Annotated in this window: 24 protein-coding genes and 1 pseudogene; 13 read left to right on the forward strand and 12 right to left on the reverse strand. The window is 65.7% G+C overall.

Annotation, left to right across the window (positions count from 1 at the left end; genetic code table 11):
* Positions 1–451 precede the first annotated feature (451 nt).
* Positions 452–790 (forward strand): annotated as a pseudogene (locus PU630_RS17435) (recombinase family protein); the annotation flags it as partial.
* An 82-nt stretch (positions 791–872) separates the two neighbouring features.
* A complete protein-coding gene (locus tag PU630_RS17440) occupies positions 873–1046 on the forward strand; it encodes a helix-turn-helix domain-containing protein (protein WP_428981966.1) in 174 nt (57 codons plus the stop codon).
* Here the strand turns inward: PU630_RS17440 and PU630_RS15485 are convergent.
* Positions 1043–2548 (reverse strand): hypothetical protein, encoded by a 1506-nt coding sequence (locus tag PU630_RS15485; protein ID WP_275277955.1) that lies wholly within the window; start codon positions 2546–2548, stop codon positions 1043–1045. The two genes, PU630_RS17440 and PU630_RS15485, sit on opposite strands and share 4 nt — an antisense overlap.
* A 199-nt stretch (positions 2549–2747) precedes the next feature.
* On the opposite strand from PU630_RS15485, the gene PU630_RS15490 reads away from it, so the two are divergent.
* Positions 2748–2951 carry a hypothetical protein gene (locus PU630_RS15490; RefSeq protein WP_275277957.1) on the forward strand — a complete coding sequence of 68 codons (204 nt, stop codon included), beginning with the start codon at positions 2748–2750 and terminating at the stop codon, positions 2949–2951.
* 10 nt (positions 2952–2961) lie between these two features.
* Here PU630_RS15490 and PU630_RS15495 read toward each other — a convergent pair whose 3' ends face one another.
* Positions 2962–3495 (reverse strand): DUF1643 domain-containing protein, encoded by a 534-nt coding sequence (locus tag PU630_RS15495; RefSeq protein WP_275277958.1) that lies wholly within the window; start codon positions 3493–3495, stop codon positions 2962–2964.
* A 311-nt stretch (positions 3496–3806) separates the two neighbouring features.
* Between PU630_RS15495 and PU630_RS15500 the strand changes: the two genes are divergently transcribed.
* A complete protein-coding gene (locus PU630_RS15500) occupies positions 3807–5624 on the forward strand; it encodes an ATP-dependent nuclease (RefSeq protein WP_275277959.1) in 1818 nt (605 codons plus the stop codon).
* Positions 5625–6033: 409 nt separating this feature from the next.
* On the opposite strand, the gene PU630_RS15505 is transcribed toward PU630_RS15500, so the two are convergent.
* The 6 genes from PU630_RS15505 to PU630_RS15530 are packed head-to-tail and all read right to left on the reverse strand — an operon-like array spanning position 6034 to position 12291.
* Positions 6034–7140 (reverse strand): PIN domain-containing protein, encoded by a 1107-nt coding sequence (locus tag PU630_RS15505; protein ID WP_275277960.1) that lies wholly within the window; start codon positions 7138–7140, stop codon positions 6034–6036.
* Between the two features lie 8 nt (positions 7141–7148).
* The gene (locus PU630_RS15510; RefSeq protein ID WP_275277961.1) at positions 7149–8408 is read right to left on the reverse strand and encodes an McrC family protein; all 1260 of its coding nucleotides are present in this window, start codon (positions 8406–8408) and stop codon (positions 7149–7151) included.
* Positions 8409–8452: 44 nt separating this feature from the next.
* On the reverse strand, positions 8453–9634 hold the full coding sequence (locus tag PU630_RS15515) for an AAA family ATPase (RefSeq protein ID WP_275277962.1): 1182 nt from the start codon (positions 9632–9634) through the stop codon (positions 8453–8455).
* 8 nt (positions 9635–9642) lie between these two features.
* Complete coding sequence (locus tag PU630_RS15520; RefSeq protein WP_275277963.1) at positions 9643–10200, reverse strand: hypothetical protein; 558 nt, start codon at positions 10198–10200, stop codon at positions 9643–9645.
* Between the two features lie 2 nt (positions 10201–10202).
* Positions 10203–11225, reverse strand: a complete 1023-nt coding sequence (locus tag PU630_RS15525) for a DNA adenine methylase (protein WP_275277964.1) — start codon at positions 11223–11225, stop codon at positions 10203–10205.
* Positions 11203–12291, reverse strand: a complete 1089-nt coding sequence (locus PU630_RS15530; protein WP_275277965.1) for an adenine-specific methyltransferase EcoRI family protein — start codon at positions 12289–12291, stop codon at positions 11203–11205. Before PU630_RS15530 ends, PU630_RS15525 begins: the two co-directional genes overlap by 23 nt.
* 200 nt (positions 12292–12491) lie before the next feature.
* Here PU630_RS15530 and PU630_RS15535 point away from each other — a divergent pair, with 200 nt between their 5' ends.
* Positions 12492–12716 carry a hypothetical protein gene (locus PU630_RS15535; RefSeq protein WP_275277966.1) on the forward strand — a complete coding sequence of 75 codons (225 nt, stop codon included), beginning with the start codon at positions 12492–12494 and terminating at the stop codon, positions 12714–12716.
* Here PU630_RS15535 and PU630_RS17455 read toward each other — a convergent pair.
* From PU630_RS17455 to PU630_RS15550, 3 genes are all read right to left on the reverse strand, one after another.
* Positions 12692–12847, reverse strand: a complete 156-nt coding sequence (locus PU630_RS17455) for a hypothetical protein (protein WP_487345449.1) — start codon at positions 12845–12847, stop codon at positions 12692–12694. The two genes, PU630_RS15535 and PU630_RS17455, sit on opposite strands and share 25 nt — an antisense overlap.
* 150 nt (positions 12848–12997) lie before the next feature.
* On the reverse strand, positions 12998–13390 hold the full coding sequence (locus PU630_RS15545) for a hypothetical protein (RefSeq protein ID WP_275277967.1): 393 nt from the start codon (positions 13388–13390) through the stop codon (positions 12998–13000).
* Positions 13391–14015: 625 nt separating this feature from the next.
* Positions 14016–14381, reverse strand: coding sequence for a hypothetical protein (locus tag PU630_RS15550; protein WP_275277968.1), 366 nt, complete (start codon positions 14379–14381; stop codon positions 14016–14018).
* A 625-nt stretch (positions 14382–15006) separates the two neighbouring features.
* On the opposite strand from PU630_RS15550, the gene PU630_RS15555 reads away from it, so the two are divergent.
* The 8 genes from PU630_RS15555 to PU630_RS15585 all read left to right on the forward strand — a co-directional run bounded on the left by PU630_RS15555 (position 15007) and on the right by PU630_RS15585 (position 24608).
* Complete coding sequence (locus PU630_RS15555) at positions 15007–15720, forward strand: hypothetical protein (protein WP_275277969.1); 714 nt, start codon at positions 15007–15009, stop codon at positions 15718–15720.
* Between the two features lie 26 nt (positions 15721–15746).
* Positions 15747–16493, forward strand: a complete 747-nt coding sequence (locus PU630_RS17445) for a glycosyltransferase family 2 protein (protein WP_428982011.1) — start codon at positions 15747–15749, stop codon at positions 16491–16493.
* 288 nt (positions 16494–16781) lie between these two features.
* Positions 16782–16937 (forward strand): hypothetical protein, encoded by a 156-nt coding sequence (locus PU630_RS15560; protein WP_275277970.1) that lies wholly within the window; start codon positions 16782–16784, stop codon positions 16935–16937.
* A gap of 685 nt (positions 16938–17622) precedes the next feature.
* Positions 17623–18378: a TnsA-like heteromeric transposase endonuclease subunit gene (locus PU630_RS15565; protein WP_275277971.1), complete on the forward strand. Its 756-nt coding sequence runs from the start codon at positions 17623–17625 to the stop codon at positions 18376–18378.
* The gene (locus PU630_RS15570; protein ID WP_275277972.1) at positions 18362–20224 is read left to right on the forward strand and encodes a hypothetical protein; all 1863 of its coding nucleotides are present in this window, start codon (positions 18362–18364) and stop codon (positions 20222–20224) included. The genes PU630_RS15565 and PU630_RS15570 overlap by 17 nt, the downstream gene beginning before the upstream one ends.
* 98 nt (positions 20225–20322) lie before the next feature.
* Positions 20323–21486 carry a TniB family NTP-binding protein gene (locus PU630_RS15575; protein WP_275277973.1) on the forward strand — a complete coding sequence of 388 codons (1164 nt, stop codon included), beginning with the start codon at positions 20323–20325 and terminating at the stop codon, positions 21484–21486.
* A complete protein-coding gene (locus PU630_RS15580) occupies positions 21486–23360 on the forward strand; it encodes a zinc-ribbon domain-containing protein (protein WP_275277974.1) in 1875 nt (624 codons plus the stop codon). The genes PU630_RS15575 and PU630_RS15580 overlap by 1 nt, the downstream gene beginning before the upstream one ends.
* 675 nt (positions 23361–24035) lie before the next feature.
* A complete protein-coding gene (locus tag PU630_RS15585; RefSeq protein WP_275277975.1) occupies positions 24036–24608 on the forward strand; it encodes a hypothetical protein in 573 nt (190 codons plus the stop codon).
* Positions 24609–24691: 83 nt separating this feature from the next.
* Here the strand turns inward: PU630_RS15585 and PU630_RS15590 are convergent, their stop codons facing one another.
* On the reverse strand, positions 24692–24862 hold the full coding sequence (locus PU630_RS15590; protein ID WP_275277976.1) for a hypothetical protein: 171 nt from the start codon (positions 24860–24862) through the stop codon (positions 24692–24694).
* Positions 24863–25107 lie beyond the last annotated feature (245 nt).

The following is a 25107-nucleotide window of genomic DNA, read 5'->3' on the forward strand; positions in this document are numbered from 1 at the left end:
GTATGGCGGCACTAACCAACCCAAGCCACGGTGCCGCTGCAATTGTCACGGCGATGATAAATCCGAGAACGGCAGGGGGACGCAGGAACCACGTCGACGGTGGCCGCGTCGAGGCCGAAACAGAGACCGACTTTGCTGGCACCTCTGCAGGGTATCGATAAGTGAAGACATCGAACTCGCGGCCACCCGCAAGCCGACCGATCGGTTCCTCTCTTGCTCAGCCAGCGCAACTCGGACTGTTGCGAACCCCGCATCTTCAGGATGGTCAGGTTCTCCATCCATTCAGTCGCTCAGAAGTGGTCCCGCGTTCAGAAAACGGTCGATTGCGAGAACGCCTCGGAACTCGCCCGACATCACGAGATCAGAAGGCACCATCGTTCAACTAGTCGTTCAATAACCAGCAGCCTGGTCCTGGATAGACGAACGGATTTGTTGAACGGTGGGGGTCGGAATGGCGCTGATCGGACTCGTGCGGGTGAGCACGACCAAGCAGGAGACGGCGAGACAGCACGACGCCCTGGACCCGATCTGCGAGCGGGTCTTCGAGGAGAAGGTCAGCGGGAAGCTCAAGGTAGACGATCGCCCCGGCCTCCGAGCCGCGCTCGACTTCATGCGCGACGGCGACCTGCTCGCGATGCAGGAGATGGGCGGGCTCGGCCGGAACCTGCTCGAGGGGCTGATCGTCCTCAAGTCGCTCTTCGAGCAAGGCACCGCCGTCCGGGTCCTCGAGGGCATCGCCGCCGGCGAACACACCGAGCGCAGCCTGGTCCTCGACCTGGCGCTCACGCTGGCCGAGGACGGGCGCCGGGACATCGCGCGCAAGACCAAGAACGGCCTCGAGGCTGCGCGGACGGGTCGGCGGGCGGCCCCGCGTGATCGACGACGACAAGCGCGCGATCATCCTCGCGAGGCGGGAGAAGGGCGAGTCCATTCGCGTCATCGCGCGCGTGCTGGACGTCTCCGTGGGCACGGTGCACGGCGTGCTCGCTGAAGGCGACGCGGCGACTGAGCCAGCCAACGACTGCCCGCCAACGACGATCGGCTAGTTCGTGGACTTGTTTGGGACGAGATGGTGCGGCCCGACGAGTCCGACGTGCACCTTCCCAGTCGGCCCGCTCGTGTCATCGTAGAAGTAGACCCGGGGCGCGAGGTTGCCGCCGCCTTCGGAGATCTTCAGGTGGGCGAGCATGGTGATCTCGCCGGAGGTGTCCACCGCGGCGTCCACCTTGAAGACGCGCGTCCCCTTGAACTTCCCGCCGGTCTGCACGCCTTCGCTCTCCGTCATGGAGAGCTTCTTGCTCGTGGCGGGCCAGCCGAGGGCAGGGCCCGAGGCGCACCACTCCCAGAACCCGCCCTTGTCCCAGCCCGCGGCACGGTCCTGCGCGTACGCCGCGAGGGCCCGGAGGCCGCGCCAGGTCTTGTTGCCCCAGTTGTAGGCCTCGGGCGCGGTGTCGATGTCGTCGAGCTCGCGGATCGCGGAGTCCGGCAACACGAGCCACTCGGAGAGGTACATCTGCGCCGCGAGGACGGCCTCCGACGAGTCCTGCACCGAGTCTGGGATCGACGCGGCTTCCTCGTGCTGGGTCCCCCACAGCAGGTCGGCCAAGCCGCGGCCAATCAGCGCGTCCTTGAGCCGCGCCAGGTGTCCGTTCGCGCTGGCGAGTTCCTTCTCCAGCGAGCTCTGCTCGTCGCGGGCCACGTCGAGCTCGAACTCCCACTGCTCGTGTGCATCCGCGAACTCCTTCGCCGGGATCATCCCGTCCAGCGCGTCCGCGGGTAGGCCGCCCTGCTCGCCGAACGCGCGAAAGACCCCAGGAACGCGGCGCCTCGTCGACAGCTGCGCGACCGAGTAGACGATGCGGTCGATCGTCGCCCGCGGCGACTCCTCGAACCTCGAGCGGAGGTAGTAGCGGTGCCGCCATCCGTCGGCGTCCCGGTCGACGATCCCCGGCGCGTACACCCGGACGCCGCCGTCCCAGATCGCGAGCGCCTCGTACTCGCGCCTGAACGCGGCGACGGCGGTCCGATCGAGCGTGACCACCGCGGCGATGCCCTCAGCGCGCGCCGCGATCGCCCCCGCCACGCGAAGCCAAGAGCCGTCGTGCTCGCCGTTCGGCTCGGCACAGACGATGATCGGAAGCGTCCGGGCGGGCTTCGCGAGCATCTCGGTCAGGATCGCGATGCCGGCGGCCGGCACGGACAGCGGCTCGGTCGGCACGCCGCTCCCGCCGAGATAGGGTCTCTCGACGGCGCCGAGGAGGTCGCGCACGATCTTCGGCCGGCCGACGGAGACTCTGCGTGCGAGATCGTCGGAGGACATGCTCAGTTCGACGAGCGTGTGTACGCCGTCTTCGTCGGCGACGACGCGGATCGCGGTCGTCCACTCGGTCGGGTCGTCGGGGACTTGATCCGTAGAGACGACCTCGAACGCGTCATTCCCGATCGACCGGACGCTCACCTGCCGATGCCGCCCCTGGGAGACGTCGAGCTCGCTGGCGCCGTCGACGAGCGGCTCGGGGTCGGACGACTCGCGCGTCCAGCCGGCCACGCACACCCTGAGCCGCTCGCCGTGCGATCGCTCGCGTACGAATCCGACCACACCGCTCTGTACAGAACGCTCATGCCAATGCTCCGTGAAATGCGCGCGCGGATCGCTCCGCAGGCGTCCCCTCATCCATGAAACGACCTTAGCGACGACGTCGGACGGTTCGTCGGGCCGGGCGCGAGGCCGGGCGTAGCCTCGAGCGATGGACTACGACCGCATCGACGGCCCGGAGGGCCTCGAGATCCGCGTCGCCCGCGACGACGGGTATCGGACCTGCGCCGTCTGCGGTGGCGACTGCGAGCTCGATACGTCGCTGAGCGCGGACGGCGCGGGCGTGAGAGTCGCGTTCGTCTGCCTGGAGCACGGTATCCAGTCGGTGATCGATCCGTTCGCGGACCTCCGGTAGCGCCAACCCCTCACGTCAGGTAGCGCTTCGGGCCGAGCATCGGGAGCGGCCCCGTGCGCGGCATCGGATGGCGAGGCTGGCCACCGGCGGTCGGCGGGTCGAGGCTGAACAGCCGGACGCCGATCGAGGAGAGCTGCCCGAGCACGTCGCGCTTCGCGCGGCGGATGGTCGCGTGCACGAGGCCGCCCCACGCGCCGAGCAGCTCGGTCGCACCGTGCACGGCGAGCACCTCGACGATCGCCGCACAGTTCGCCGCGGAGAGCCCGGCGTCGTACGGCCGCAGGTCTTTCGGCCTCGTCGCCCGCTCGGGGTAGAGGTTCAGCATGATCCAGCCCGAGTAGCCATGCTCGACGCTCGCGCGGATGACGCGGTTCACGGTCTTGTCGGCGACCCGGTCGTCCGCGTACGACGGGTTCATCCCGACCGCGACCAGCGGCGTCGCGTCGCGCCGCGAAGCCGCCGCGCGCCCGATCGCGAACCGGTGGGTCCGTTCGCTCGGATCGGGTGCCCAAAAGGTCGGCTCGTGCCCGGCCAGGTACTCCATGCTGTTCCCCGCTCTGTCGTGGCCGTCAGTCTGCCATCGGGCGCAAGATGGGCGGAGAAAGGCCGCATGGCCGACCGCAACGGGCGCGGGCCGGGCGAAGCGCTGCCGAGCGCCGTCCGACCGAGGCGAAGGCGTGGTCGGTGTTCTGGGGCCGGCTCGCCGAGATGTACGTCGGCTTGCCGGCGGACGCGCAGCGGCGGATCACCGAACTCGACGTTCCCGGCGAGGCGGGCTGGCTCGCTCGGCACGGCTGACCTGCAGCCGCCCGGACACGAGCTGAATGTCGACGTCTCGCCGGTAAGTTGAGTCACGTGCACATAGACCGGGTGGATGTCGAGCGCTTCCTCGGTTTCGAGCGCCTCAGCATCGAGGTCGACGCTCAGCTGCAACTCATCGCAGGGCCGAACAACGCGGGAAAGTCCTCGCTTCTGCGCGTACTCGAAACGTTCTTCTCCGATCCGGGTAGGGACGACCTGCAGCGGCTGAAGCCTCTGCACGACTATTACGTCCACGGTGGTCCGCGGATGATGTCTAGCATCCAGGTGCAGTTCGCCGGACTCAGCGAGGACGAGGCCGAGTACTTCGCGGACGCCGTCACGAAAGGCGTCTTCGCGGTCAAGGTCTCGTGTTCGCGCGCAGGGAACATCACCTACCAGACCAGCCGCAAGTCCGCGCGCGCACGCGAGTTCTACGAGCGGGTGCTGGAGTCCTTCAGCTTCGTGAAGATCCCATCCGTCCGCGTCAGCGAAGCCGACCAGAGCGAGAGCGACCAGTCGCTGGTGCGGCTCTATGAGACCCTCGAGGGCGTCCTGGTGCGGTCGGGCGGCTCGAGGCGCACGCAGCTCCAGAAGGACTTCGATGACGCCATCGCGCCGGTGGAGACGCTCGTCCACAAGGTGCTGAGCGAATCCGTCGAAGCCGTCGCCTCAGAGCTTCCCTTCCGCGAACGCGAGCTCGGGATCAAGCTGCCCGACTCCCGGTATGCCTTGCGAGGGATGCTGCAGCAAGCGGTCATCACGAGCCGCGACGAGATCGAGGTGTCCATCGCGGAGCGCGGCACGGGCTTCCAGTCCGCGATGGTGCTGGGGATCCTTCGCTACGTCGCCTCCCGCAGCAAACAGTCTTCGGGGAAGGTCGTGTTCGTCATCGAGGAGCCCGAAGCTTTCCTCCACCCGCAGACACAGCGTGCGATGGCAAAAATCCTGCGGGACATCTCCAGGGACGCGCAACTCCTCGTGACGACCCACAGTCCGGTGCTGGTGGACTCCTTCTCGGTCGGCCGGATCGTCCGGCTGCCGCTGAGCCCGAGCGGGATGACGTACTCGGCTAAACGCCGAGACTTCTCCGCCGCCGACGAAGGCCGCCTCACTCGGTACTGCGATGCGACCAACAGCGAGCTTGTGTTCGCGAACGCCGTCGTCATCGTCGAGGGGTACGGCGACAAGCTGGTGATCGATTACCTGCTGGAGCGGATTACGGGCGGCTCCGGCGGCCACTACGCGATGGGCATCGCCGTCATCGAGGCTTCGAGCATCGACACGATCCCGCATCTCCTGCATCTGGCGCAGATCTTCGGCGTCCGCGCCTACATGATCACCGACAAGGACGGCGTTCACAAGGCCGGAGGGGGCGGGAAGCGCAAGCTGCTCGAGATACTGAAAGCGAAGGAGCGCAGGCCGACCTCGGACGAGCTGCGGGCAATCCACCAGCTGGCGGACCGGAACGTCACGACCCTGACAGCGGCCCTGACGCAGCAGGACGAGCTGAACGCCGCGCTCCAGCCCTGGGACGCGTTCGTGCTGTCGTCGGATCTGGAGGGTCTCCTGCTCGACGCGATCGGACAGCCGGGCCTCGCGGCGATGCTCGGGCCGACCGGCGAGAAGCAGATCGACAAGGCGACGTCGGACCGCTTCGCGACCGGCGCCCAGGGGAAGGAGGAACTGGCATCGTGGCTGGGTTCCAAGGGCTGGAACTCCACCCGCAAGACGTCGGCGAAGGCGAAGCCGCACCTGCCCGTGGTGCTCCTGCGAGAGCATCTGGGATCGCGCTCCTCGGTGCCCCGGGCGCTCCGCCCGCTCGACGACTGGCTGCGCGGCATCGTCTCCGAGCAGGAGCGGTCGCCGCTCTGAGTCCTGAAGCGACGCCCGGAGACGGGCCGAATGTCAGAACCCCCTGCGCGGGTGCCGGGATGAGCATCGTCACCGATCGGGTCCTCGTCCACTGGTCGCGGGACGCGGGCGAACTGCTGCACGCCTGCGCCGTCTGGCCCGGACAGGACGCGGGAGGTCGCTGGCACGCGGTACGAGGCCGAGGCAGGGTCCTCGAGGCGCTGCGCCTCGGCATCCCTGCGTGCGAGGCGTGCGTCCGCGCGCTCTGCGGTGACGAGCGGGTGGCCGCGACGTTCGATCGCCCATGTGGGGGGATGCGCTCGAGGAGCCGGACGAGGACGACCCGAACTTCTGGGGGACGTCGCTGCGTGAGAACTCGGGCGAGCCGCCCTGGTGAGCGCGGCGTGGCGGGTTCAGGTGGATCGGGCGTTCAGCTCCCGGCCAACGGCGTGAGTAGTGTGACTTCCTCGACGTCGTCGACCGAGAGCTCCAGGTGCTCGATCGTCGTCTCGGTGAATGTCCCGCTCAACATGAAACGCGCACGTCGCGGCCGCTCGCGGACTCTGAGCACATTTCGGCTCCAGTCCTCGTAGTAGCCGTATCCGTCCGGCGACCATGCGGAGCGGTCGATGAACCCCTCGAGCGAGCAGTCGGCATCGATCCGGACCGCCAGGGTCATCTCCCCCTCATCGCCCGTTCGGTAGACCTCGAAGGCGATCGTCCCTGGGTCCGGGAGAATCTGGTCGAACACCGCATCCCGCAGCGGTGTGCTAAATGGGCTCGTGTACGGCACATCGTCGAAGCTGTCGAAGTCAGGCTCCGGCACTGCGCCTTCGAGGTCCCGGAGGACCATTGCGGTGAGTCCGGTGACGTGATCGATCGTGAACGTCTCGGTGAGAACCCGAAGGAGGTTCGCGAGCGGCTTGATCGCCGCGTGCTCGAGCAGTGCTCGGAGGAATGGCACGACCTCGAAGCCTTCGGGGCCTGTCAGCTCGGCCCGCAGGTCCGGATGGAGCGTGCGGTCCTTCCGACTGACGCAGAAGTCGTCCGCGTTGTTGGTCACGAAGAGCACAGGTGTCGTGGGCGAGAGCCGCGTAACGACCGTCTTCACGCTTTCCCAGATCAATGCATCGCGGAAGCCTTTGCCGGACGATGCGAACGGCTTACGCTCCGCGAGATCCCGCTCGAGGAGGTCGGCGACCGAAATGTCGGGACATGGCACAATCTCAACGCCCTTGCTCGTCAACATGGCCACTGCGGCATCGTAGAAGACGGTGCGATCCAGCGGCGGTGCCGCGGCCGCCGAGACCGCCGGAACATCGGCGTCCGCGAGGATGCCGTTAACCTCTGTCTGCGCGGCCTCGAGGCTGCAGCTCGCGTTCGCAAGCTCCTTCGCCCATTGGCGGGCAAGCTCGTGCAGTACGACGTCGGGTACCACGAGTCGAATCCGGTCGGTGCGCGCGAGCTCGAGGAGGAGGGCGCTGTCCACGCGGGTGAACGGCCGGCGGCCGTGCACAGCGGTGGAGTCGAGGATCACGACGGGTTTCATGTCGCCCCGACAGCGCTCGCCTCGGGGCGAAGGACCAACTCGCCGTCGAGCCAGGCGCTAATCGTCTCGATCAGGAGTCGAGGCCCGTCTGGGCGAGTCAGCGACATGAGATTGAGCGGCAGTGCGGTCAACTCGATGTCCTCGCTGCCCAGAGCAGACGGCACGCGCCACACAGTCGGCTCTGCATGGTCAGCCACTGGGTACGCCAAAGAGACCCGGCGACAACCCAGCACGTGGCCCGCGGTGAGGACTTGGTACGTGTCCGGCGCTTTCGGGCGCGATCCGAGGCGCTTGTACTTGGAGTCGGCGACGGCGACGACCGCGCCCTGACGGTCTCGAAAGACGACGTCGGGTGTGGTTTCGAGTCGCGAACCGCGTCCGGCGACGACCTCACCAAACTTGGTCGCATGCTTGCTCACCAGCTCGCCACGGGAGCTCGCGGCGCGGGTGCAGAGCCAGTACACGTAGTTCTCGTAGATCGCATCGGAGTTCCAGAGGAAGCCCGAGAGGGCGTGCTCACCGCCAGCGTGATGAACGCCTGCGCCCTCGAGCAGGAGGAGTCCCACGATCCGTGCCGGCTCGAGCCCCTGGTGCTGCGTGCCCAGCACGATCCGCTGTGCGTCGAGAAGATGAGGCGGCCTCCGGTCGACATGAGACAGCCCAGCGGCGATCTCCCTCATCGCGCGCGACCGGCCGGGTGCCTTCACGATTGCAGCGAGGCAGTCCGCCGTCCACCGCAGCAGCCGTGCCAGCGCGGTGTCGTCGGTGAGGAGGTCGGCGACGTATGGGAGCTCCCACGGGCGTGCGATCCACCGGTCGAGGCGCGTCACGTCGAGGCTCCCGCGGAGCACCGGCCCGGACGACGTCTCGGTCAGGTAGCCGCGAGGCAGGCCACGCGCGGCCCCCCTCGCGTAGGACGACAGGAACATCTCGGCGAGGAGGTCCGGAAGCGAGAACTCGGCCAGCTCGTGCGCAGCGGTGAGCGCATCGTCGACGTGCCCGCCCTCGACGATGGAGAGGATGCGCCAGAGCACGGTCTGCCAGCTGCCCTCGACCGCACTGAGGAACTTGGGGGCGATCTCGATGTCGGTGCGTCCGACCCTGACGACGCCGGTGACCGCCTCGGCGCGCAGTTGCACGCGATCGTCGCCGAGGCCCTCAACCCGGATCGGATCGCTCGCGAGACCAAGCGCGCGTCGCCAGCGCTTGTTTGCCTCAGTCAGGGCGATGATGTCGATCTCATCGACTCGATGCACCGCCGGCGCTCCGTACTCCTGGAGTCGGATGCGCGGCGACGCGACTACCGCGCGAGCCACCTGAAGGATCGCTTGATTGTGTCGAACGGGAGCTCGCTCGTCCGGACCGGCGCGAGCGCGCGGGCCTCCGCAGTCCCGCTCTTCGATGCCCGCAGAGTCCACGCGTAGTCGCCCGTCGGGGGTGCCGTGTCGACGTGGAGCAGCTCCATGAGTTGCTCAGGCCGTCCTGAGTAACGATCCTCGAGCTGCGGGAAGAGCACGTCGTCCCAGGTCTTCGACAGGCTCCGCCAGGCATCGGCCTCGGCGATCGGCTGCTCCGATCCGTCGGCGGCTGTCGCCGTCGCCGGAATCGGCGTCAGGAGGCCGTGGCCCAACTCAAACTCGGAGCCGAGGTCGGACGCGATGACCACGTTGAGCCGATCGAGCACGAGGTACGCGGTCTCGAACGGGCCCAGCGTCTCCCAGTTGTCCTCAGTCGGCGTCGGGATCGCCGGCGCGTTCAAGCGCCAATGACTGGCGAGGGCGTCGAGGTCCGGCCGCATCTCGATCCGGTCGAACCGGCGCGCGAGCGCGCTGTCGATCGGGACCGCGGCTCGATCCACGCTGTTCATCGTGGCGACGACGTAGACGTGCCTCGGGAAGGTGAAGCCGTCGGGGATCGTGGTCGACGCCCCGCCGGGGCGGTGGAGCTCCTCGCTCGCGCCGTCCGCGAACGTTAGTTGTCGGAGCGGGACCGGGAGCGGCACGCTGCCGCCGTCTCGGTAGTCGAAGTCCAGGAAGGTCATGAACTCACCGAAGATGCGCGCCGCATTCCCTCGGTTCACCTCGTCGATGAAGATCACAACGGACTCGTACTCGGAGTCCTCGTCCGCGAGCTCGAGCGCCGCATCCAGGAACACACCGGCCCACGGCTCGAGCCGCGTGCCCTCGCTGTCCATAGTCGGCCGCAGACTCAGGACGAAGTCCTCGTAGCCGTACGACTGATGGAACGTCGTCCACACGACCTTCGCCGGGAGCGGGATCGTGATCGGCTGCGTGGGCCGGCTGAACGGCGACGCGGCATCGCTGGGATCGAACAGGATGCCGCGGCTGCCGTCCGGAGGCTTCTGCAGCGACTGGAACAGTTGGCTGATGAGCCGCGTCTTGCCGGTTGCCGGCGGACCGTAGAGCAGCACATTTCGCCCGGCGCCCCACGACGCAAAGATTTCGTCGATCTTGTCAGCCACGCCCCACCTCAACCCGCATCGATCACTCCGCCCACGGTCTTACCCTGCGTGTACAGATCCCATGCCGGATCGTTCCTCGCCATGGCACCGGGGCGGACGCCCTTGGTGAAGCCAGCGTAATAGTCACCCTCGACCGTCTTCGCGATGTAGATGCGCAGGCCGCCCTCGGGGAAGAACGGGAGCGCCTCGTCCTTGTTCCTCACATCGTCGGGCGCCGACGGGAATCCGCGAGCGACGGTCCACGCCGGGTGGCGTTGCGAATTCGGCTGCTGTCGGTTCTGCCGTGCGATCCGCATCCGGCCGCCGGCCTTGCGCTGGAACTCGATCGGTCCCGAGACCCCAGGCACACCAGCGACCCCGGCTTGAATCGTGATCGCAGGCAGCGCGTCCACGTTCGTCCCGGCCACCCCGAGGAAGTCGAGCGTCTCGGGCACGATAGACGCCGGGACCTCGATGTACAGCGAACCGCCACCGCCGCGAATCTGGTGGTGGCGTTCGATGTTGTAGAACTCGCCGGGTTGCACGTTTCGCCACCAGATGCGTTCGATGTTCAGCTTCTGCGCCATGCTCAGAAGACCTCCACGTGATAGAGACGTTCCAGCACGGATCCGTCCTTGACTCGGTCATTGCTCCGGTAGCGGAGATGCGGCTGCTCGTGCACGGTGACCTTGCCGAAGTCGCCTAGGATCGACAGCAGCTCTTCCCCCGCCACCTGTCCGTCCTCACTGTAGGAGATGAACACGTGGCGAGCGTCGAGCCGCTCCATGGTGGCCCGGAACGCCCCCCCGGCGCTGCGGCGATAGCAGAAGTCTGAGGCCTTGTCCATCCACGGACGCAGCCCGCCGTCACCTGCGGCCACCGGCTCGTCCTCCTGAGCGAGGGTCTCGAGGACATGGTAGTTCCCGGCATACTGGCGCTTCGTGTATGGCGGGTCGAGGTACACCGCGTCCGTGTCGAGTGACGACGCCAATTCCTCAACGGAGCCCTGCAGCACGGTGTGCGCGCCGGTCGTGTCCTCGAACTCGAGCGGCTCGAAGGCGAGCGGACGCAGTGCCGTGCTCGACAGGGACTTACGGAAATAGCCGTATGTTCCGCTGATGTTCGCAACCTTGTTCGTCGCCAGCAGCAGGTGCTGGAGCAGGACGCTGTGCTCGAGCTCGGTGAGCGAACCTGCCGCCTTGAGCTCGAGGATGCCTGCGCGCACGCCGTCGATGTGCGCGGCGTTCTCGGCGGAGAAGTAGAGCCTCGGAGCCCGACCGTTGGCCGGGGCACCCGCGGCCCCGAACTCGCGGGAGAAGTATCCTCGTCGGGGCTCGGCGGCGCGCATCCACTCGAGTGCCTCGGCGTATCCGCCGAACGCCTCGAACTCGGGAGCCTTCTTCGCTAGCAGCCGCGTGCGGGCGTGGATGACCGGGAAGGTGAGCGCATCTGAGGCCGTGACGTGGTAGCCGGCACGAGCGAGCGCGAGCGACACCGAAGCCGTCCCGCACATGGGGTCTGCAATGCTCGATCCCGCAGGGAGGATGTCCGCGATCTCCCCAACGATCCAGTCCGCGAGCTTCGTCTTGTTACCGAGATAGCGATACGACACGCGCGTCCGATCCCCGGTCCTCGCTGCTGCGCGTGAGGCGCCGGTTCCGCACGACGATCCGGTCGTACATGCGTCGATAGCCGCGCCCGGTCGGCAAGTAGAACCGCGGACCGCCCTGCTGGTAAGTGCCCTTCTCGGCGATCTGGGACATGGGCTGGCCCATGGTCTTGCTGGACCCGACGATCTCGAACTGCTCCGGGTTGTACTTGTCGATGAACGTGATGGGGACGCCCATTAGGCCGGCGTAGTCGGACGGGATCTCCGCGGTCTTCCCGACCTCGATTGCGTCGAAATTCGCGTAGCGCGGATAGTCGGCCTCCCGGTATCGCTTCGTCAGCTCGAGGTCTCGGTGCCGCTCGTCATAATCGAGGTTGGTGAACCAGCGAACACCCTTGACGCGGATGTACCGGTTCCCCTCGGCGTCAACGCGGGTCCCAGCAGCCTCAAGCGGGTAGTCGGCTGGTACACGGAACTCCCGGTCACCGCTCCGGATGCTCGGGCCGTACCACATCTGGTTGTTCTGGAAGAGCGGGAATATCTCCTTGTAGGTGAGCGCGTTCATGTTCCCGAGGATGATGAACTGCTTGTCGTGCTCGACGAGCTGGGCAACGAACTCGCGGAACAGTGAGAACGGTGGGTTCGTCACGACGATGTCCGCTTGGCGCAACAGCTCGATACTCTCGGCGCTCCGGAAGTCACCGTCGCCCTTGAGCGGGCGCACGCCGATCTCATTGGCGTCAGGCACGCGGCTGCCGCTCTTGTCGCCGTCGTACTCGAGCCAGACGGCGCGCGAGGAGTCGCTCCGGCTGAATTGGCCAGGATCCTCGCTCTGGTAGCACGTGGCGATGAGCCGCTTGAGGCCCAGAGCCCCGAAGTTCTCGGAGAAGTAGCGGAAGAAGTTACTGATCCGCGGGTCGTCGCAGTTGAGGTAGACGACCTTGCCCTCGAAGTGCTTCCGGTAGTGGCTGAGCTCCTTCTCGATGTCAACCAGTTGCGTGTAGAACTCGTCCTTCTTCGCACCCCTCGCCGCTGACAGATTGCCGTTCGCGGCGGTGATGAGCGTCATCGCCCTGCCCCGTCGAGCTCGAGGTGCGGTTTCGCATAAGAGATGGACCGCGTCATGCTTGGGACTCTACGGTGGGGGTCCGACTTCGCCTTGGAGGCGCGGCGCAAGCTGGGCTGTGGCATGCCCTCATCATACTGCTCGTTGCACGCTTTTGTACAGACGATTGTACATGATCACTCAGACTGCTATACAATGTCCGCATGACCGCCGTCGAGCGCGCCGAGACCCGAGTGACCCTGCTGAAAGAGGCAGTGGACATCGTCGCACGTCTGGAGGCGAACGAGGCCGAGCACTCCGAGCTGCTCGCCAAGCGGGCTGAGGCGTGCAAGGCGCTGCGCGCAGCCGGCACGCCCATCAAGGAGCTCCAGGAGACGCTCGGGGTCAGCCGGAGCCGGGTGAATCAGCTGCTGAGCGAGGCGGCGTAGCCGTGACCGAACGCGCTCGACAAGGGCGCTGCGCCGGCCTGCCGCCCCATCTGGCGGTCGCGCGTTGACAGCATGAGGTCGGCGACGTGCACCGCCTCGCGGATGACGAAGCGCGCGGCCTCGGCTGTCACGCCGGTGGGGAGCGTCCTGCCGTCGCCAGTGCCCTGGAGGTTCCGCAGCCCATCGACCGAGAGTGCGACGGTCTTCGCCGACTGGTAGATCGTCCGGGCCTGCTCCCCGCCGGGGACCGAGTCTTCGACGACCGCCGGTCTCAGCCCGAGCTACTCGAACGACAGCGCGACCAACGCCAGGAAGTTGGCGCGCTCCGGCAGCCGACCGCCCTCTTCGAGGACGAACTTCGCGACGACCTCGAGCAGCTCCTTGGCCCCGCCGAGCAGCGCCGCTGCGTCGTCGACGTTTCGCCGCAGCCGTTCGAGCTGCTCGTCGAGTGCGGCACGACCGCCGGTCTCGAGGTGGATGTTGCCCGCCTGCTCAAGCCGCCCGTCTCCCGAGAGCCCCCAGCCGGCATGGGTCACCGCCGCCCGAAGGTCGGCGACGTGCTTGTCGTCGGCATAGCCCCCGAATGCGCCGGCGAGCCGGTGGGCGTTGAGCATCCCGTCGACGAGCTTGCCCGCGCACCGAGGGCGGCAGGTGGCCAGCCTCGGCGAGGACACGCGCGGACACGCGCGTCGCGTCCAGGCCGCCGACCACGAACGCGCGCTCCTCCTCGTCCAGTTCGAGGTCGAGCTCTGCGCCCGCAGGCGGCCAGCTGACCGGCCCCGCGCCGCCGCGCAGGTGGGAGGCGCACGCGGCGGAGCCCCGCTCGCGGAGCACCCGCGTGAGCTCGCCCGACGCCTGGTCGCCGCCCGGCTGCAGCCCGACCCAGACCACGTTGTCGAGCGTGGCGTCGATCACGAGGCAGCTAGCGACGGTCATCACGGCACGAGCCGAGCGCGGCCCGGGAACGCGCTGATGGACTATCCGCCGCGCGTGGGATGCGCACCATCAGTGCAGCGCGACTTGTTGCGAACGCAGAAAACTCCCTGGTCGAAGAGGACTCTCTGTGGCGGTGACGGTGGGATTTGAACTCATAGGAGCCATTAGCGCCAGCGCCACAGAACCCGTTACCGAAACGCCCCTGAGCACTGCACAGTCGTGATCGGTCTACGGCTTGGGACGCGGTCGCGGCGTAGGCGGTGGCGGGGCCTTCGGCCGTTGCGTTTCGCGGATCACACGATTAGGTGTCTGTGGAGGCGGTGGCGGAGGAGGCGGTTTCTGCGCATTCATCTGTTCACCCCCTCATGAGAGTTGGCTTGTCGAGATGACTAGGTCAACCACAATCGAACCGGCCAGCAGCACGAATCCGACTACGAGTACGCGTCGCCGTCTTACGAGCGCCCTCTCTCGTTCGCGGAGCACACCGAGCTTCCAGTGGAGCAGGTTCCTCCGGGCTTCGTCAGGACTGTCGTTCCAGAAGCTCTCTTCCGCCTGCTCGATGGGCACCTCAGTGGTGGATCGCATCATGAGCAGGGCAACTCCGGTCAATGCCGCGCATGCAGCCAGAAGAGCCGCGATTAGTGATGGAGCCGAGAACTGGAAACCCGAGGTGAGGCCGGCCGCGGCGACGAGCACCGAGGCTCGAGTTGCAATGGCACCGCCTGCCATCCCGACGTCTTGCAGCTGACGGTCAGCGTCAGCGGCAAGCGCCAGTATGAGGGCACGCTGACGACGCATCGCGCTATTCATTGACACCTCCCCAGTCACGACCGATCAGGAATACGCCCGGGTGGTGAGCGCTCCTAGCTGACGATATAGCGGGCTTACGACATGCCGCCCTCGAGATCGGAAGAGCCCAGCGTCGCGCCGCGCTCACGGGCCGAGCCCGCGCACTTCAGACTGTTGCGAACCCCGCATCTATCCCGCAGATTTGGCAGCAGCCTTCGGCAACGGCCAATACGACAAAGTAAAGCTGACCAGGGATAACTGAAGAAGTTGGCAGTCCACAGAAACCCCTGGCAGAGCCATACTCTTACTCGTGAAGTCAAGGGATCGGCGACCGTCGGAGCCACTACAAACCTTGGGTGGGCTCTACACGCGGAGGTTTCTCATTCCTGATGAGTATCAGCCTCGCTCCATCGGGTGAGGCTGCAAAGTGAGGCAGAAGCGGCTCGACTCGATGCTGTTCGATTCCGCTGTCCGGCGTTCCGCGTCTGCCAAGGCCCCGAACCTAGTCGAATGAATCCCGTCTCGGTGTATAAGCGGGGTTCATTGCGACGATATCCTTGCGGCCATGGAGGGCAAGGAGAGCGCGCACCGTGTGCCGGTCCACGTGTCTGAGCTCTTAGTCCAAGAGTACGTGTCGTTAAGAGCTGAGTCGCTCTCCGCGAAGCAGAACCAGCAGACGATCTTGCAGTGGACCCTCGCGACTGTTGGCATTGTCATTGCAGCTTCCGTGACAGCAGCCACCGGGCTCCATGACATGGACAGCGCGGCCCGTCTCGGGCTAAGTGTGGCCGTCACGCTCTTGACGGGCGTACTGACCCCTGCACTCGTCTCATGCGCATTTGGGATCTGGCTAGGCGAACTCAACCGAATGGAGCGAGCCGGCCACTTCCTGCGTCTTCGTGAGGAAGTCTGGAGCGCAGGTTACGCAAAGAAGGCAGATCCGGCGAGTCCGCAAAGCGGCGGCGTACTCCTGTGGGAGAGCCTCCTCGCTGACCATCCACACAGCCAGCAATTCGCGAAGAACCGGATAGGAGGCATGGCGAGCGTCGCGTTGTTCCTGATGCTCGCGACCTCGGCAGTGGTCGCCGGGTTGATACTTGCGCTCGGCCGGGGTGGGCTTGTAGAGCAGCAGTCGTTGGGAGTCCCTGCTTGCGTCGTCTGGGTGTTGGCGGGTCTATGGGTGATCACGTTTCTAGTGACCAATCTCTGCATATTTTGGGGGCCTCTGAAGAAGTTGGGAAGAGCAAGCAAGCCCTCGGACAAGGACGTCGAGAATTGAACGAGACGCCCGCCGCGACGATTATTATGCCGTTCTTGAACGAGGAAGCAGCGCTGCAACGCCTGCTTCCGAAGACGCCCGCGGACATTGCACTAGTTCTGGTCGATAACGGATCGTCTGATGCCTCCGGAAGCCTCGCGCTTAGTAGCGGTGCAGTAGTCATCGAGAACCGCAACGCCCGCCGAGTTGGAGAGTGCATTGAGCTCGGCATCGAACAATCGCTTACCGACGTCGTCTGCGTCATGGACTGCGATGCCACCGTCTCGCTGCCAGACGCACTGCGCCTGATACGACCGGTTCTGAACCGAGATGTGGACTTCACCGTCGGCACACGAGCTTCCCATTCAGTGGGGTGGACCCCAGCGCATCGCGCATCTAGCGGCGTACGGGACTGGCTCGTTCGCCGCGCGCTTCACAATTGGCCGTTCACGGACCTTGGATCAGCACGCGCATTCCGGCGCTCGGTAGTCGCGTCAAGTCGACCCTTCAACGCCCGCTACGGCTGGAATCTCGACTTCACAATCCACGCCGTCGAGTCACTACCGTCGGACCGAGTTGCCTCAATTGAGATTCCGTACCATCTCAGGTTAGGCCCGTCGCACATATCGGGAAATCCTTGCGGCGCGCTAACAGCGATGGTCGATCAGTTACGAGTCGTTCGATCGGCGAGGAGTCGCGCAGAGCGCAACTCGCACGAGGCGCGCAGAATCTCGATGTTTACTCCGGGTGGGCGACCGTGCGACGCTGGTGGTTCTTCACGCTGTCTAGGGTGAATTCCCCATCGGCCTTAGTGACTGCTTCGCGGACCATGACACGTCCACGGTTGAGATCGACGTTGCGAAGCCTGGACCGAGAGTGCGTCGCACATCTACGCGACGCTGAGAGCTTCGACGTGCTCACCCACACGCGAATGCTTTCCTGCTGCTCTACGGCGTAATTGCCCGCACAGTCCGGTCGCAGATGCCTACTTCGTCCTCTGCCGTGCGGGCTACCCCTCCGAAGCGGTGGCGCTCGCTCGAGCCGCGCTGGAGCACTCGACCACGCTCCAGTAGATCTTCGCCATGCAGGGTGGTGTCGACCGCCTCCGAGGCACCGCAGCACAAGACCGCGTCAAGCACTACTCGAACTTCGCTGACTGGCTGAAGAATGACGAGCTCACGGAGGAGCTGGCGAAGCTCGGCCCGCCACCAGAAGGCAATTGGGCTGCTGCCGCGTGACCGGAGACCACTCCACCGCGTCGGCTACGACATCTCCCGACGATTTGAGGTGGAAGAGCTGCGGCCGTTCGTTGACGCGCAGCGTGAGAAGATGGCTGTCACGAAAGGCCGCTCTGGATGGAGAAGGGAAGGCTTGCCGCGCTTCTGGCTGTCCGCGGCCCGCGCCGGACGACATGTGTTCAGAGTGCGACGCGACGCTCCACCAGCACACGGCGAGCGACAATGACGAGCACAGGCCATGCCCACGCTGGCCGATGCAGACCGCCCGCATGAAGCAGGCTTTCGAGAACCTTCGCTTCGTACTTGACCTGACGAACCCCGTTGAGCCGAAACCTCAGAAGCCTCACCCTCTGGTCACGCTGCCCGGCAACCTTCCGATCGGCGAAGTTCTCGAAAGGCTCAGCGTACTCTAGGCGGCACAGTCCCGCGGTCGCACCAACCGTTGAAAGCGGTGGTCCCCAGGCTTGAGAGCTTCAGCATAGAAGTGGCGATTTCCAACGGCCGAAGACTCTTCAGAAACGCGCTCATTGCTTCATAGTCAGCGGCAGTTGCGACGAGAGGACGAACGACTCGCGTCTTCTTGCGGATTGCGCCAGTAGTACGTTTACGCGATGCAGCGGGTTGTTGCAGGGTCCGGCCGGACCGATGTCACGCCGCGCTTACTTGACTGCGCATGGGGATGCGTATGAAGTCACAATACGCATTTGACACTGCAGGGACCGTCGAGTGGATAAGGGATGGTGAGCGTTTCCGTGATGCTGTCTCGCCAGCGCTCCTCCAGCGTGGTCTCTATCAGGCTGCGCGCATTCGAACGGGGAAGAACTATCAGCGCCGGGTGAATTACGAGGGCTATTACTGGTGCGCCGCCACCGAGGCTCAGGTGTGGTTCGAGTCGTTGCTGGAGCGAAGCGTCCTGATGCTGCTCGACCACGCTGCGGACATCATGGCGGTGTCGAGTCAGCCGATGCGCCTCACCGTGGGGGAACACTCCCACATCCCGGACTACCTGGCGATGCACGCTGATGGGTCACAGACCGTCATCGATGTGAAGCCGGCACGAAGGGTGGAGCGGGCGCGCGACCAGTTCGAGATGACAGCGAAGGTGTGTGCTGCTGTCGGGTGGGGATACCGGGTGCATACCGAGTTGTCTGAGCAGCAGCGGACGAACCTGGAGTTCCTCTCCTATTTTAAGAACCCCGTCTACGCACCCACCGGGCACGCCTCGGCGCTCGTAGACGCCGCGTTCCGAGATGGTCTCACATTCGGCGAGTTGGCAGTTGCTGTCCCAGCCGCGCGGCTCGCCGATGCGCGAGCAATTGCGTTGCACATGCTGTGGTCGCGCACGTACACGTTCGACCTCGGCACTCGTCTGACCAACCAGACGTCCCTGCACCGTCCGACCACGTTCGGGATGGAGGCTATCGATGCCATCCGTCAATGACCCGACCATCGTCGAGATTCACGGGCAAACGTACGACGTTCTTCGTGTCACGGGCACGGAAGTGACGCTTCGCAGTCATGCTTCTGGCAAGACCATCACCCGGCATCCCGCGGACCTTGCGGTCACCGACCCTGCGTTTGTTAAGCGTTCCCCGCGACTGGTGGATGAGCTCGCCCCGCATCTGAGGCAACGGCTGGGCGCGTTGGCGGCTCACCTCCGCGAGGTGGACGAAGGGGTATCTCGCGACGGGTCCCGCCGCCCGGAGTATGACCTGTTGACGACGTCGCAAGAGACTCGTGTGGCGCGAAAGCTGTGCGAGATGGAGCAGGCCGGTATGCGCATGAGTCGGGCCAAGTTCATGAGGAAGCTCACGGCGTACCGTAAGTACGGGCTGGCAGGTCTTGTCGATGGTCGTTGGATACGTCAGCATGACCCCAGGAAGCACATCCCTGGTCCTGTGTATGACACCCTGCTCGATGTCTTGAACGAGTCCGTGAACAAATCCACAAAGACTCGCAAATATGTCATCGAAGAGGTGCGGAAGCGGGTGCGGCGCGAGCATGGGCCGAATGTCCTACTCCCCTCGGACGCGTCGATGTACCGCTACCTGAATATTCTGGGGCAGGCGCGGAACCTGACCGCGTCGGGACCGACCCGGCAGTCGGCAGCCAACCGCCGCGACAAGACGTTCGCGAAGAACACGGAACGCTTCCCCGGCGCCGAAGTGCAGGTGGATACCCACCAGTTGGACGTGTTCGTCTACGCGGGGAAGAAAACGGTACGACCGTACTTGACCGTGATGCTGGACGTCGCGACCCGAATGGTGCTTGCATTCACGCTCCGTATCAAGGCAACCAAGGGCGTGGACCATGTGTTGCTGATTGCGCAAGCGCTGACGCCACGACAAAACCGTCCAGACCTCTCCGAGGTTCGGGCGGCTCTGCAGGACCAGATGCCGGACCACACCCTCCTGTCTTGGGAGGAGTACCAGGAACTCGCCCGTGAGCAGCCGTACATTCATCCGCGACGCATCCACATGGACAACGGCAAGGACTATCTGGCGACATCGGTCCACGACGCAACGGGTGCTATCGGCGGCGACATCACCCTGTCCGCGGTGCGGACGCCGACGGACAAGGCGCACGTGGAGCGGTTCTTCAGGTCCCTGGAGTCCGGCTTCGTGGAGACGCTCCCCGGTCACACGGCCGGGAACGTCAACGACCGCGGCAAGGAGCCCGAGAACGACGACCTCCTCACCATCGATATGCTCTGGGCGCTTCTGGATGACTGGATAATGCGCGACTATCACCGCAGACCCCACGCGTCACTGCGTGATGAGCGTCAGCATCGTGTGAACATCTCGCCCACGCAGGCGGCCACATCGGCTGTATCCGCCGTGTCACAGTTCCGGCTCCCGTGGACCCGAGAAATGTACCTGAGCGCGCTGGAGCCCCATTGGCGAACAATCACCGACATCGGCGTGACGCACAACACCCGCCAGTACGACTCGGAGGAGTTGCACCCTTACCGAAACCTGATGTCCCCGGACCCTCGGAAGAAGGGAAAGTGGCCGGTCAAGGTCGACCCGTACAACCCGCGCGTCGTGTGGTTGGAGATTGCACGGGGGAAGTTCATCGAGTGTCGCGAGCGCGGCACAGACCAGGCCGGATACCTGCCGTTGCTCCCGCCTGTCGTCGACGACCCTCGTGCAGATGTCGCCCGGTTCGACGCGGCCGCTGCCGGCACCCCGATGCTGCAACCAGAACCGCCCGTCCTGCCCTCGGTCGAGTCGGCAACCTACGAGGACGACGACGAGGACGACGACTTCGACTACACGAACGTCTAACCCCCGCCTGCCGCACGCGCGACTTCCCGTCGCCGTGCGGCAGGCGTTTCTCGCTCGTGGTGTCACCTTCACCCGGTGGCACCGCGCATGGGAACTGCATGACGATCAACTTCACACAGCCGGGCACCGGCCCGCTGGCCCTTAACCGCCGCGAATCGCTGCTGGCCTACCTCACGACGCCCGTCCCCGAGCCTCCCATCCTCACCCGCGCCGGTTACGACGCACTGCCCGAACCCGACAGGAACCGACATGACGCGGAACGCATCGCGTTCTTGTCCGGCGGGCTGGTCATCAACACCCCGTCCATCGCGCGATGCAAGAAAGAACTCGTCCGGGCCCTCGCTGCCAACAGTGCCCGCAACTCCGGCCATGCCGGCGTGATGCTCACCGGGAACTCGACGATGGGCAAGACGACGACCGCGAAGGCGCTGATGCGGTGGGTCGTCGACCAGTACACCGTCCAGTTCCCCGAGTGGCAGGATGCCGACCACATCCCCGCGGTCTACGTGGAGGTCCCCGCCGCTGCCACCGGCAAGACGCTGATGAAGGTGTTCGCCGACTTCCTCGGCCTGTCCGTGATGGTGCGGGACACTGCCGACGACCTCCGCGTCAAGGTGGTGCAGGCACTGCGCCGCGCAAACACGCAGGTCATCGTGGTCGATGAACTTCACAACCTCGCCGGCCGCACCCCGGGTGTCGGGGAAGCCTCCGACGTGCTCAAGGGCCTGTCCAACGACCTGACCGCAACGTTCCTGTACGCCGGCATCGACCTGACTACTTCGGGCCTGATGGTCGGGCCGCGCGGTCAGCAGTTGTCGGGAAGGTTCACCGCTGTGCCCCTCGCCCCGTACGAATGGACCGACCCTGAACAGCGCAAGACCTGGCGGGGTGTCATCCGCGCCTTCGAGACGAAGTGTGGACTGCTCGACAGCGCCCCCAACACGCTGAAGCCCCTCGCCGAGTATCTGTACCAACGCACCAGCGGGAGCCTCGGGGCGCTCTCACGTCTGCTTACCGGCACGGCCATCGGCCTCATCAGCGGCGAAGGTCCGGAGGAATTCACCCAGGCGGTCTTGGACGAGTACACCCTGGATTACACCTCTGAGCTGCGCTACGCCCGCCGGGACCTGCCCTCGGTGACCGCCCGCAGGAACACCCGTGCCCGCGGGTCCCGGACCGCGTCGAAAACGCATCTCACCCCCCGCACTTCGGAAGCCATCGACGCTGCCAAACGCAAGCTCACGGGGGAGGTGGACGCCTGATGACCGACGAACTGCACCGCACCTTCCCGTTCCGGGTCAGACCGCGATACCGGGAGACCGTCGACTCGCTGACCCGGCGTGTGCTTGCCATCAACGGCGAGCCCGCCGACTTGCCCACCCGCGTCCTCACCACTCACGGCCTCACCGCCGACCAGTGGCCAACGCTCCTACACAAGAAGAACAGGTCGCGGCCATACGACGCTGTCAACGCGGGCGTGCACCACCACGACGGGCAGATGTGCGCGCAGTGCACCGACCTGCTCCCGCACCGTTGGATGTGCACGCTGTGCGCGGGAGGTGACCATGTCGAGCAGGCCCCCCACTTCACCTCCCCGGTCTGCTTCCGTCACCGACGCTGGCTCGGGTTCACCGAGACACCCGAGCGCCAGCACACCACCTCCGCGGAGCACGTTCGCGCCGCACGCCGGTTTGACAAGCTCCGCCAGGCCGCACGCGTCGACCCTCGCCTGTTCGGGCTGGTCAGCGGTCATCTCACCGACGAACTGCAGGCCAGCGAGGAGGACGTCTTTCCGACGAGCATTGCGCTCATCCACCAGTTGACCCACCCGGATTTCCTCCGGAAGATGCTGGACCCCCGCCAGACGTACCGCCGCGGTTATCTGCGATTGCAGGCCGCGGTGACCTCTCACGCCGGCCGCCGATTGCCCGGTACGACTCGAGCGTTGTGGTTGCTGATGCGGCCCGCTTTCGCCGCCGCCCGTACAGCGGCCCGGACCGGTCAACCCTTCGCCTCCGGCCATCCGCACGACTTTCCTGTTCACCCTGCCGCCGTCCGTGCCTTGCCGCACATGCGGGACCGGGAACCGTTCACCCGGTTCCTGGAACAGACCGGCGATACGCCCTCTTCGGCAAACACCTACCTGGGCGCGGCATATCAACGGCTCGCTCCCGGCACCCGCAGTCGGCATCACGTCTGCCGCCACGGACACACGTTCACTCACACGAGCGCCGACCTCGAACCACGGTGTCCCCGCTGCCCCCGGGCAGGGGCCGCCATTCCCGGAGTCAACGACATCGCCTCCCAAGCTCCCCGCCTCGTAAAGCAATGGGACTGGCAACGCAACGGCGCTCTGAGCCCCACAATGGTCGCCACGAGCAGTCACGACAAGCTGCACTGGCTGTGCAAGAAGCAGCATCCCTTCTCCGCCACGCCCAGCAACCGCACCCAGAACGACCAGGGTTGCCCGGTCTGCCAGAACCGACGAGTCCTCGCCGGCGCGAACGACTTCGCTACCCGCTTTCCCCGGGCATTCGCAGAGCTGTCCCCCAGTGCGGTACACCGCTACAACCCGTATGTTCACACCCCCAGTTCCGACGTCTGCACCCGGTGGACCTGCGCTGCCGGGCACGAGTTCCCCGCCACCTTTAAACAACGCGCCACCGGGTACACGTGCCCGCAATGCCGACGGCTCGCCTCCGTGGCCTTGCGCGGAAGCCTTGCCGAGAAGCACCCCGCCATTGCCGCGCAATGGGTTGACACCGGCACCGGCAGAACGGCCCACGACTACAGTCCCGGCAGCAAGAAGCCAGGCAGATGGCGGTGCGAGCGCGGACACGAATACGATATGCCCATTGAACGCCGTGTCGCCGGGTGCGGGTGCCCGTATTGCGCCGGACGCCGACTCCTACCCGGTTTCAACGACCTCGCCGCCACCCATCCACGCATCGCCGCAGAATGGCACCCCTACCTGAACTGGACGACTCCCGACCAGGTCTTCCCCGGGTCAAACAAGAAATGGCATTGGCTCTGCCCGAACGGCCACCGCGTGTATCGGTCCGCCGCGCACCGCATCCTCTCCGGAGGCTGCGCCGAGTGCCCACGCGAAGAGCGTGCGCTTCACCGGCGCTCTTGACCGACGCGGGTGGGCAAGCGGCACACGTGCCGCTTGCCCACCCAACGACACTCGGCCGGTTTTCCAATTGCCGCCGACCATTACGCGACATAGCACCCCGACGCCGCACAACACCGCGGTCTTCAGGCTGCGACGCGGAAGAGTCGCGATCGTGATGATCCCACGTACTTGCCGACCGAATTACCGTGAAGCATGCTGCAGGACGCTCGGCTGTCGGCGATGGGGGCCGCCTCTCGGCGTTTTGGCAGAGACGACATATCGTTGTCCACGCCGCCGGCCCGCTCGACAACGCCCATCAAGTACCGACAGCGGGACCGGTCGCGTGGGACTGATCCACGGCGAGGGAAGCGGTCTGCATCGGCGATCAGAGTAACGCGGCCGAAGGGCAGAAGTTGCCCGTCGAGCGGTGTTGCGATGGCAATGCCCTAGACCGCCCCAAGCAGACCGAGGGTTTGGGCGCCGGCAGGCTGGTGGCGGTCTGCCCTGATGTACGTGGCCACGTTCCGCGCAAGGACTGCGCATGGATGAGTCGTGAATACGAGTCAATCCATCACCGTCCCCGCCGCCATCTCGTTTTTACAAGGGCCGACGGAAGGGCCACCGCGTCGGTGAGCTCACCGCGTGTATTGCGCCGCGCGGTCATTCGCGCCACGACTTTCAGGGCACGCCGCGTACATGAACACCATGACCGAAAGGAAACCAACCATCATGCACCTTTCCCGCACGAATGACGCTGCCGCTCGTCGTGAAGCCGGGCGGCTTCGCGACGGTCGCTTTGGCCGCACAGTGCACACCAACCCCGAAGTGAGGCTGAACATCGCTCGTCTAGAAGGGAGCCTGGGAGAGTGTCGTCGTCGGACGACACTGGCCGAACAGCGCGTCAAGTCCGCCCTCGTCGAGCTGATTGACGCTTCGATGCCGGCTGATGCCGATATCGTCAACTACGAGCTATCCCCCATGCGCGACCATCTCGTAATTCGCGAGGCCTGCGGCTTCTACGGCGCTGAGCTTGATCTTCGCGGGTTCGAGCACATCGACAACGCCCTCGCACTCCTCGGATCGCCATACGTCGACTTCGACGGCGACCTCGTACTCAATTCCCTCGACGAGTACGGATGGGAGCGCGACATGCAATACATCCAGGCCCGCGCCGCGCGCTCACGTGAGGATTTCCGCGCCGCGCAGGCCGACCTGCTTACGGCGCGTGCCGAACAGGCAGCCGCGCTCCCCGCACCGCATACCCCATAACGATGGCCCGAGACGGTCGGCTTCCGCTGAGCGCCGACCGTCTCCCGCCTGTCCTGGTGTTCGCGAGCAGACCTGACTGGCTGTCAGCCGCCATGGATCCCGGGGATGTCGTCGGCATCGGCTGGACGGGTCATCGTCTCGTCATGTCGCACAACAAGACCGCATGCGGGGCAGTGCCAGCCCGCATCGTCGTCCCGCATCAGCACGCCGTCGAGGGGGCACCGAGGTTGTGCGGCGATGTCCAGATCGTCCACCCGCAAAGACTACCTCGAGCACCACACGATCTTGCCGTCGCCGCTTTCCCCGCCCCGACTCACCAGAGCCCCGGAGGGCTTGGGCGGTACGATCGCCCATCACCCCGCATTTCGACAACGACCCGTTGTCGAAATGCGGCACCTCAAGTCGATGCCGACGGGTAGATGCGTCCGTCCGAGATGGGGCGGAGAGTCCCACCATCGCGGCGCGATGTGGCGTGTCTCCCTCGAGTTCCCGCAGTCCC

This window comes from Microbacterium horticulturae (assembly GCF_029094505.1).
GTDB classification, from domain to species: domain Bacteria; phylum Actinomycetota; class Actinomycetes; order Actinomycetales; family Microbacteriaceae; genus Microbacterium; species Microbacterium horticulturae.

Coding starts and splice junctions, on each gene's coding strand:
- PU630_RS15490 (WP_275277957.1), top strand. CDS start 2,748: ATGGACTACGACCGCATCGACGGCCCGGAGGGCCTCGAGATCCGCGTC.
- PU630_RS15495 (WP_275277958.1), bottom strand. CDS start 3,495: ATGGAGTACCTGGCCGGGCACGAGCCGACCTTTTGGGCACCCGATCCG.
- PU630_RS15520 (WP_275277963.1), bottom strand. CDS start 10,200: ATGGCGCAGAAGCTGAACATCGAACGCATCTGGTGGCGAAACGTGCAA.
- PU630_RS15530 (WP_275277965.1), bottom strand. CDS start 12,291: ATGACGCTCATCACCGCCGCGAACGGCAATCTGTCAGCGGCGAGGGGT.
- PU630_RS15535 (WP_275277966.1), top strand. CDS start 12,492: ATGACCGCCGTCGAGCGCGCCGAGACCCGAGTGACCCTGCTGAAAGAG.
- PU630_RS15550 (WP_275277968.1), bottom strand. CDS start 14,381: ATGGCAGGCGGTGCCATTGCAACTCGAGCCTCGGTGCTCGTCGCCGCG.
- PU630_RS15555 (WP_275277969.1), top strand. CDS start 15,007: ATGGAGGGCAAGGAGAGCGCGCACCGTGTGCCGGTCCACGTGTCTGAG.
- PU630_RS17445 (WP_428982011.1), top strand. CDS start 15,747: ATGCCGTTCTTGAACGAGGAAGCAGCGCTGCAACGCCTGCTTCCGAAG.
- PU630_RS15560 (WP_275277970.1), top strand. CDS start 16,782: ATGCAGGGTGGTGTCGACCGCCTCCGAGGCACCGCAGCACAAGACCGC.
- PU630_RS15565 (WP_275277971.1), top strand. CDS start 17,623: ATGAAGTCACAATACGCATTTGACACTGCAGGGACCGTCGAGTGGATA.
- PU630_RS15570 (WP_275277972.1), top strand. CDS start 18,362: ATGCCATCCGTCAATGACCCGACCATCGTCGAGATTCACGGGCAAACG.
- PU630_RS15575 (WP_275277973.1), top strand. CDS start 20,323: ATGACGATCAACTTCACACAGCCGGGCACCGGCCCGCTGGCCCTTAAC.
- PU630_RS15580 (WP_275277974.1), top strand. CDS start 21,486: ATGACCGACGAACTGCACCGCACCTTCCCGTTCCGGGTCAGACCGCGA.
- PU630_RS15585 (WP_275277975.1), top strand. CDS start 24,036: ATGAACACCATGACCGAAAGGAAACCAACCATCATGCACCTTTCCCGC.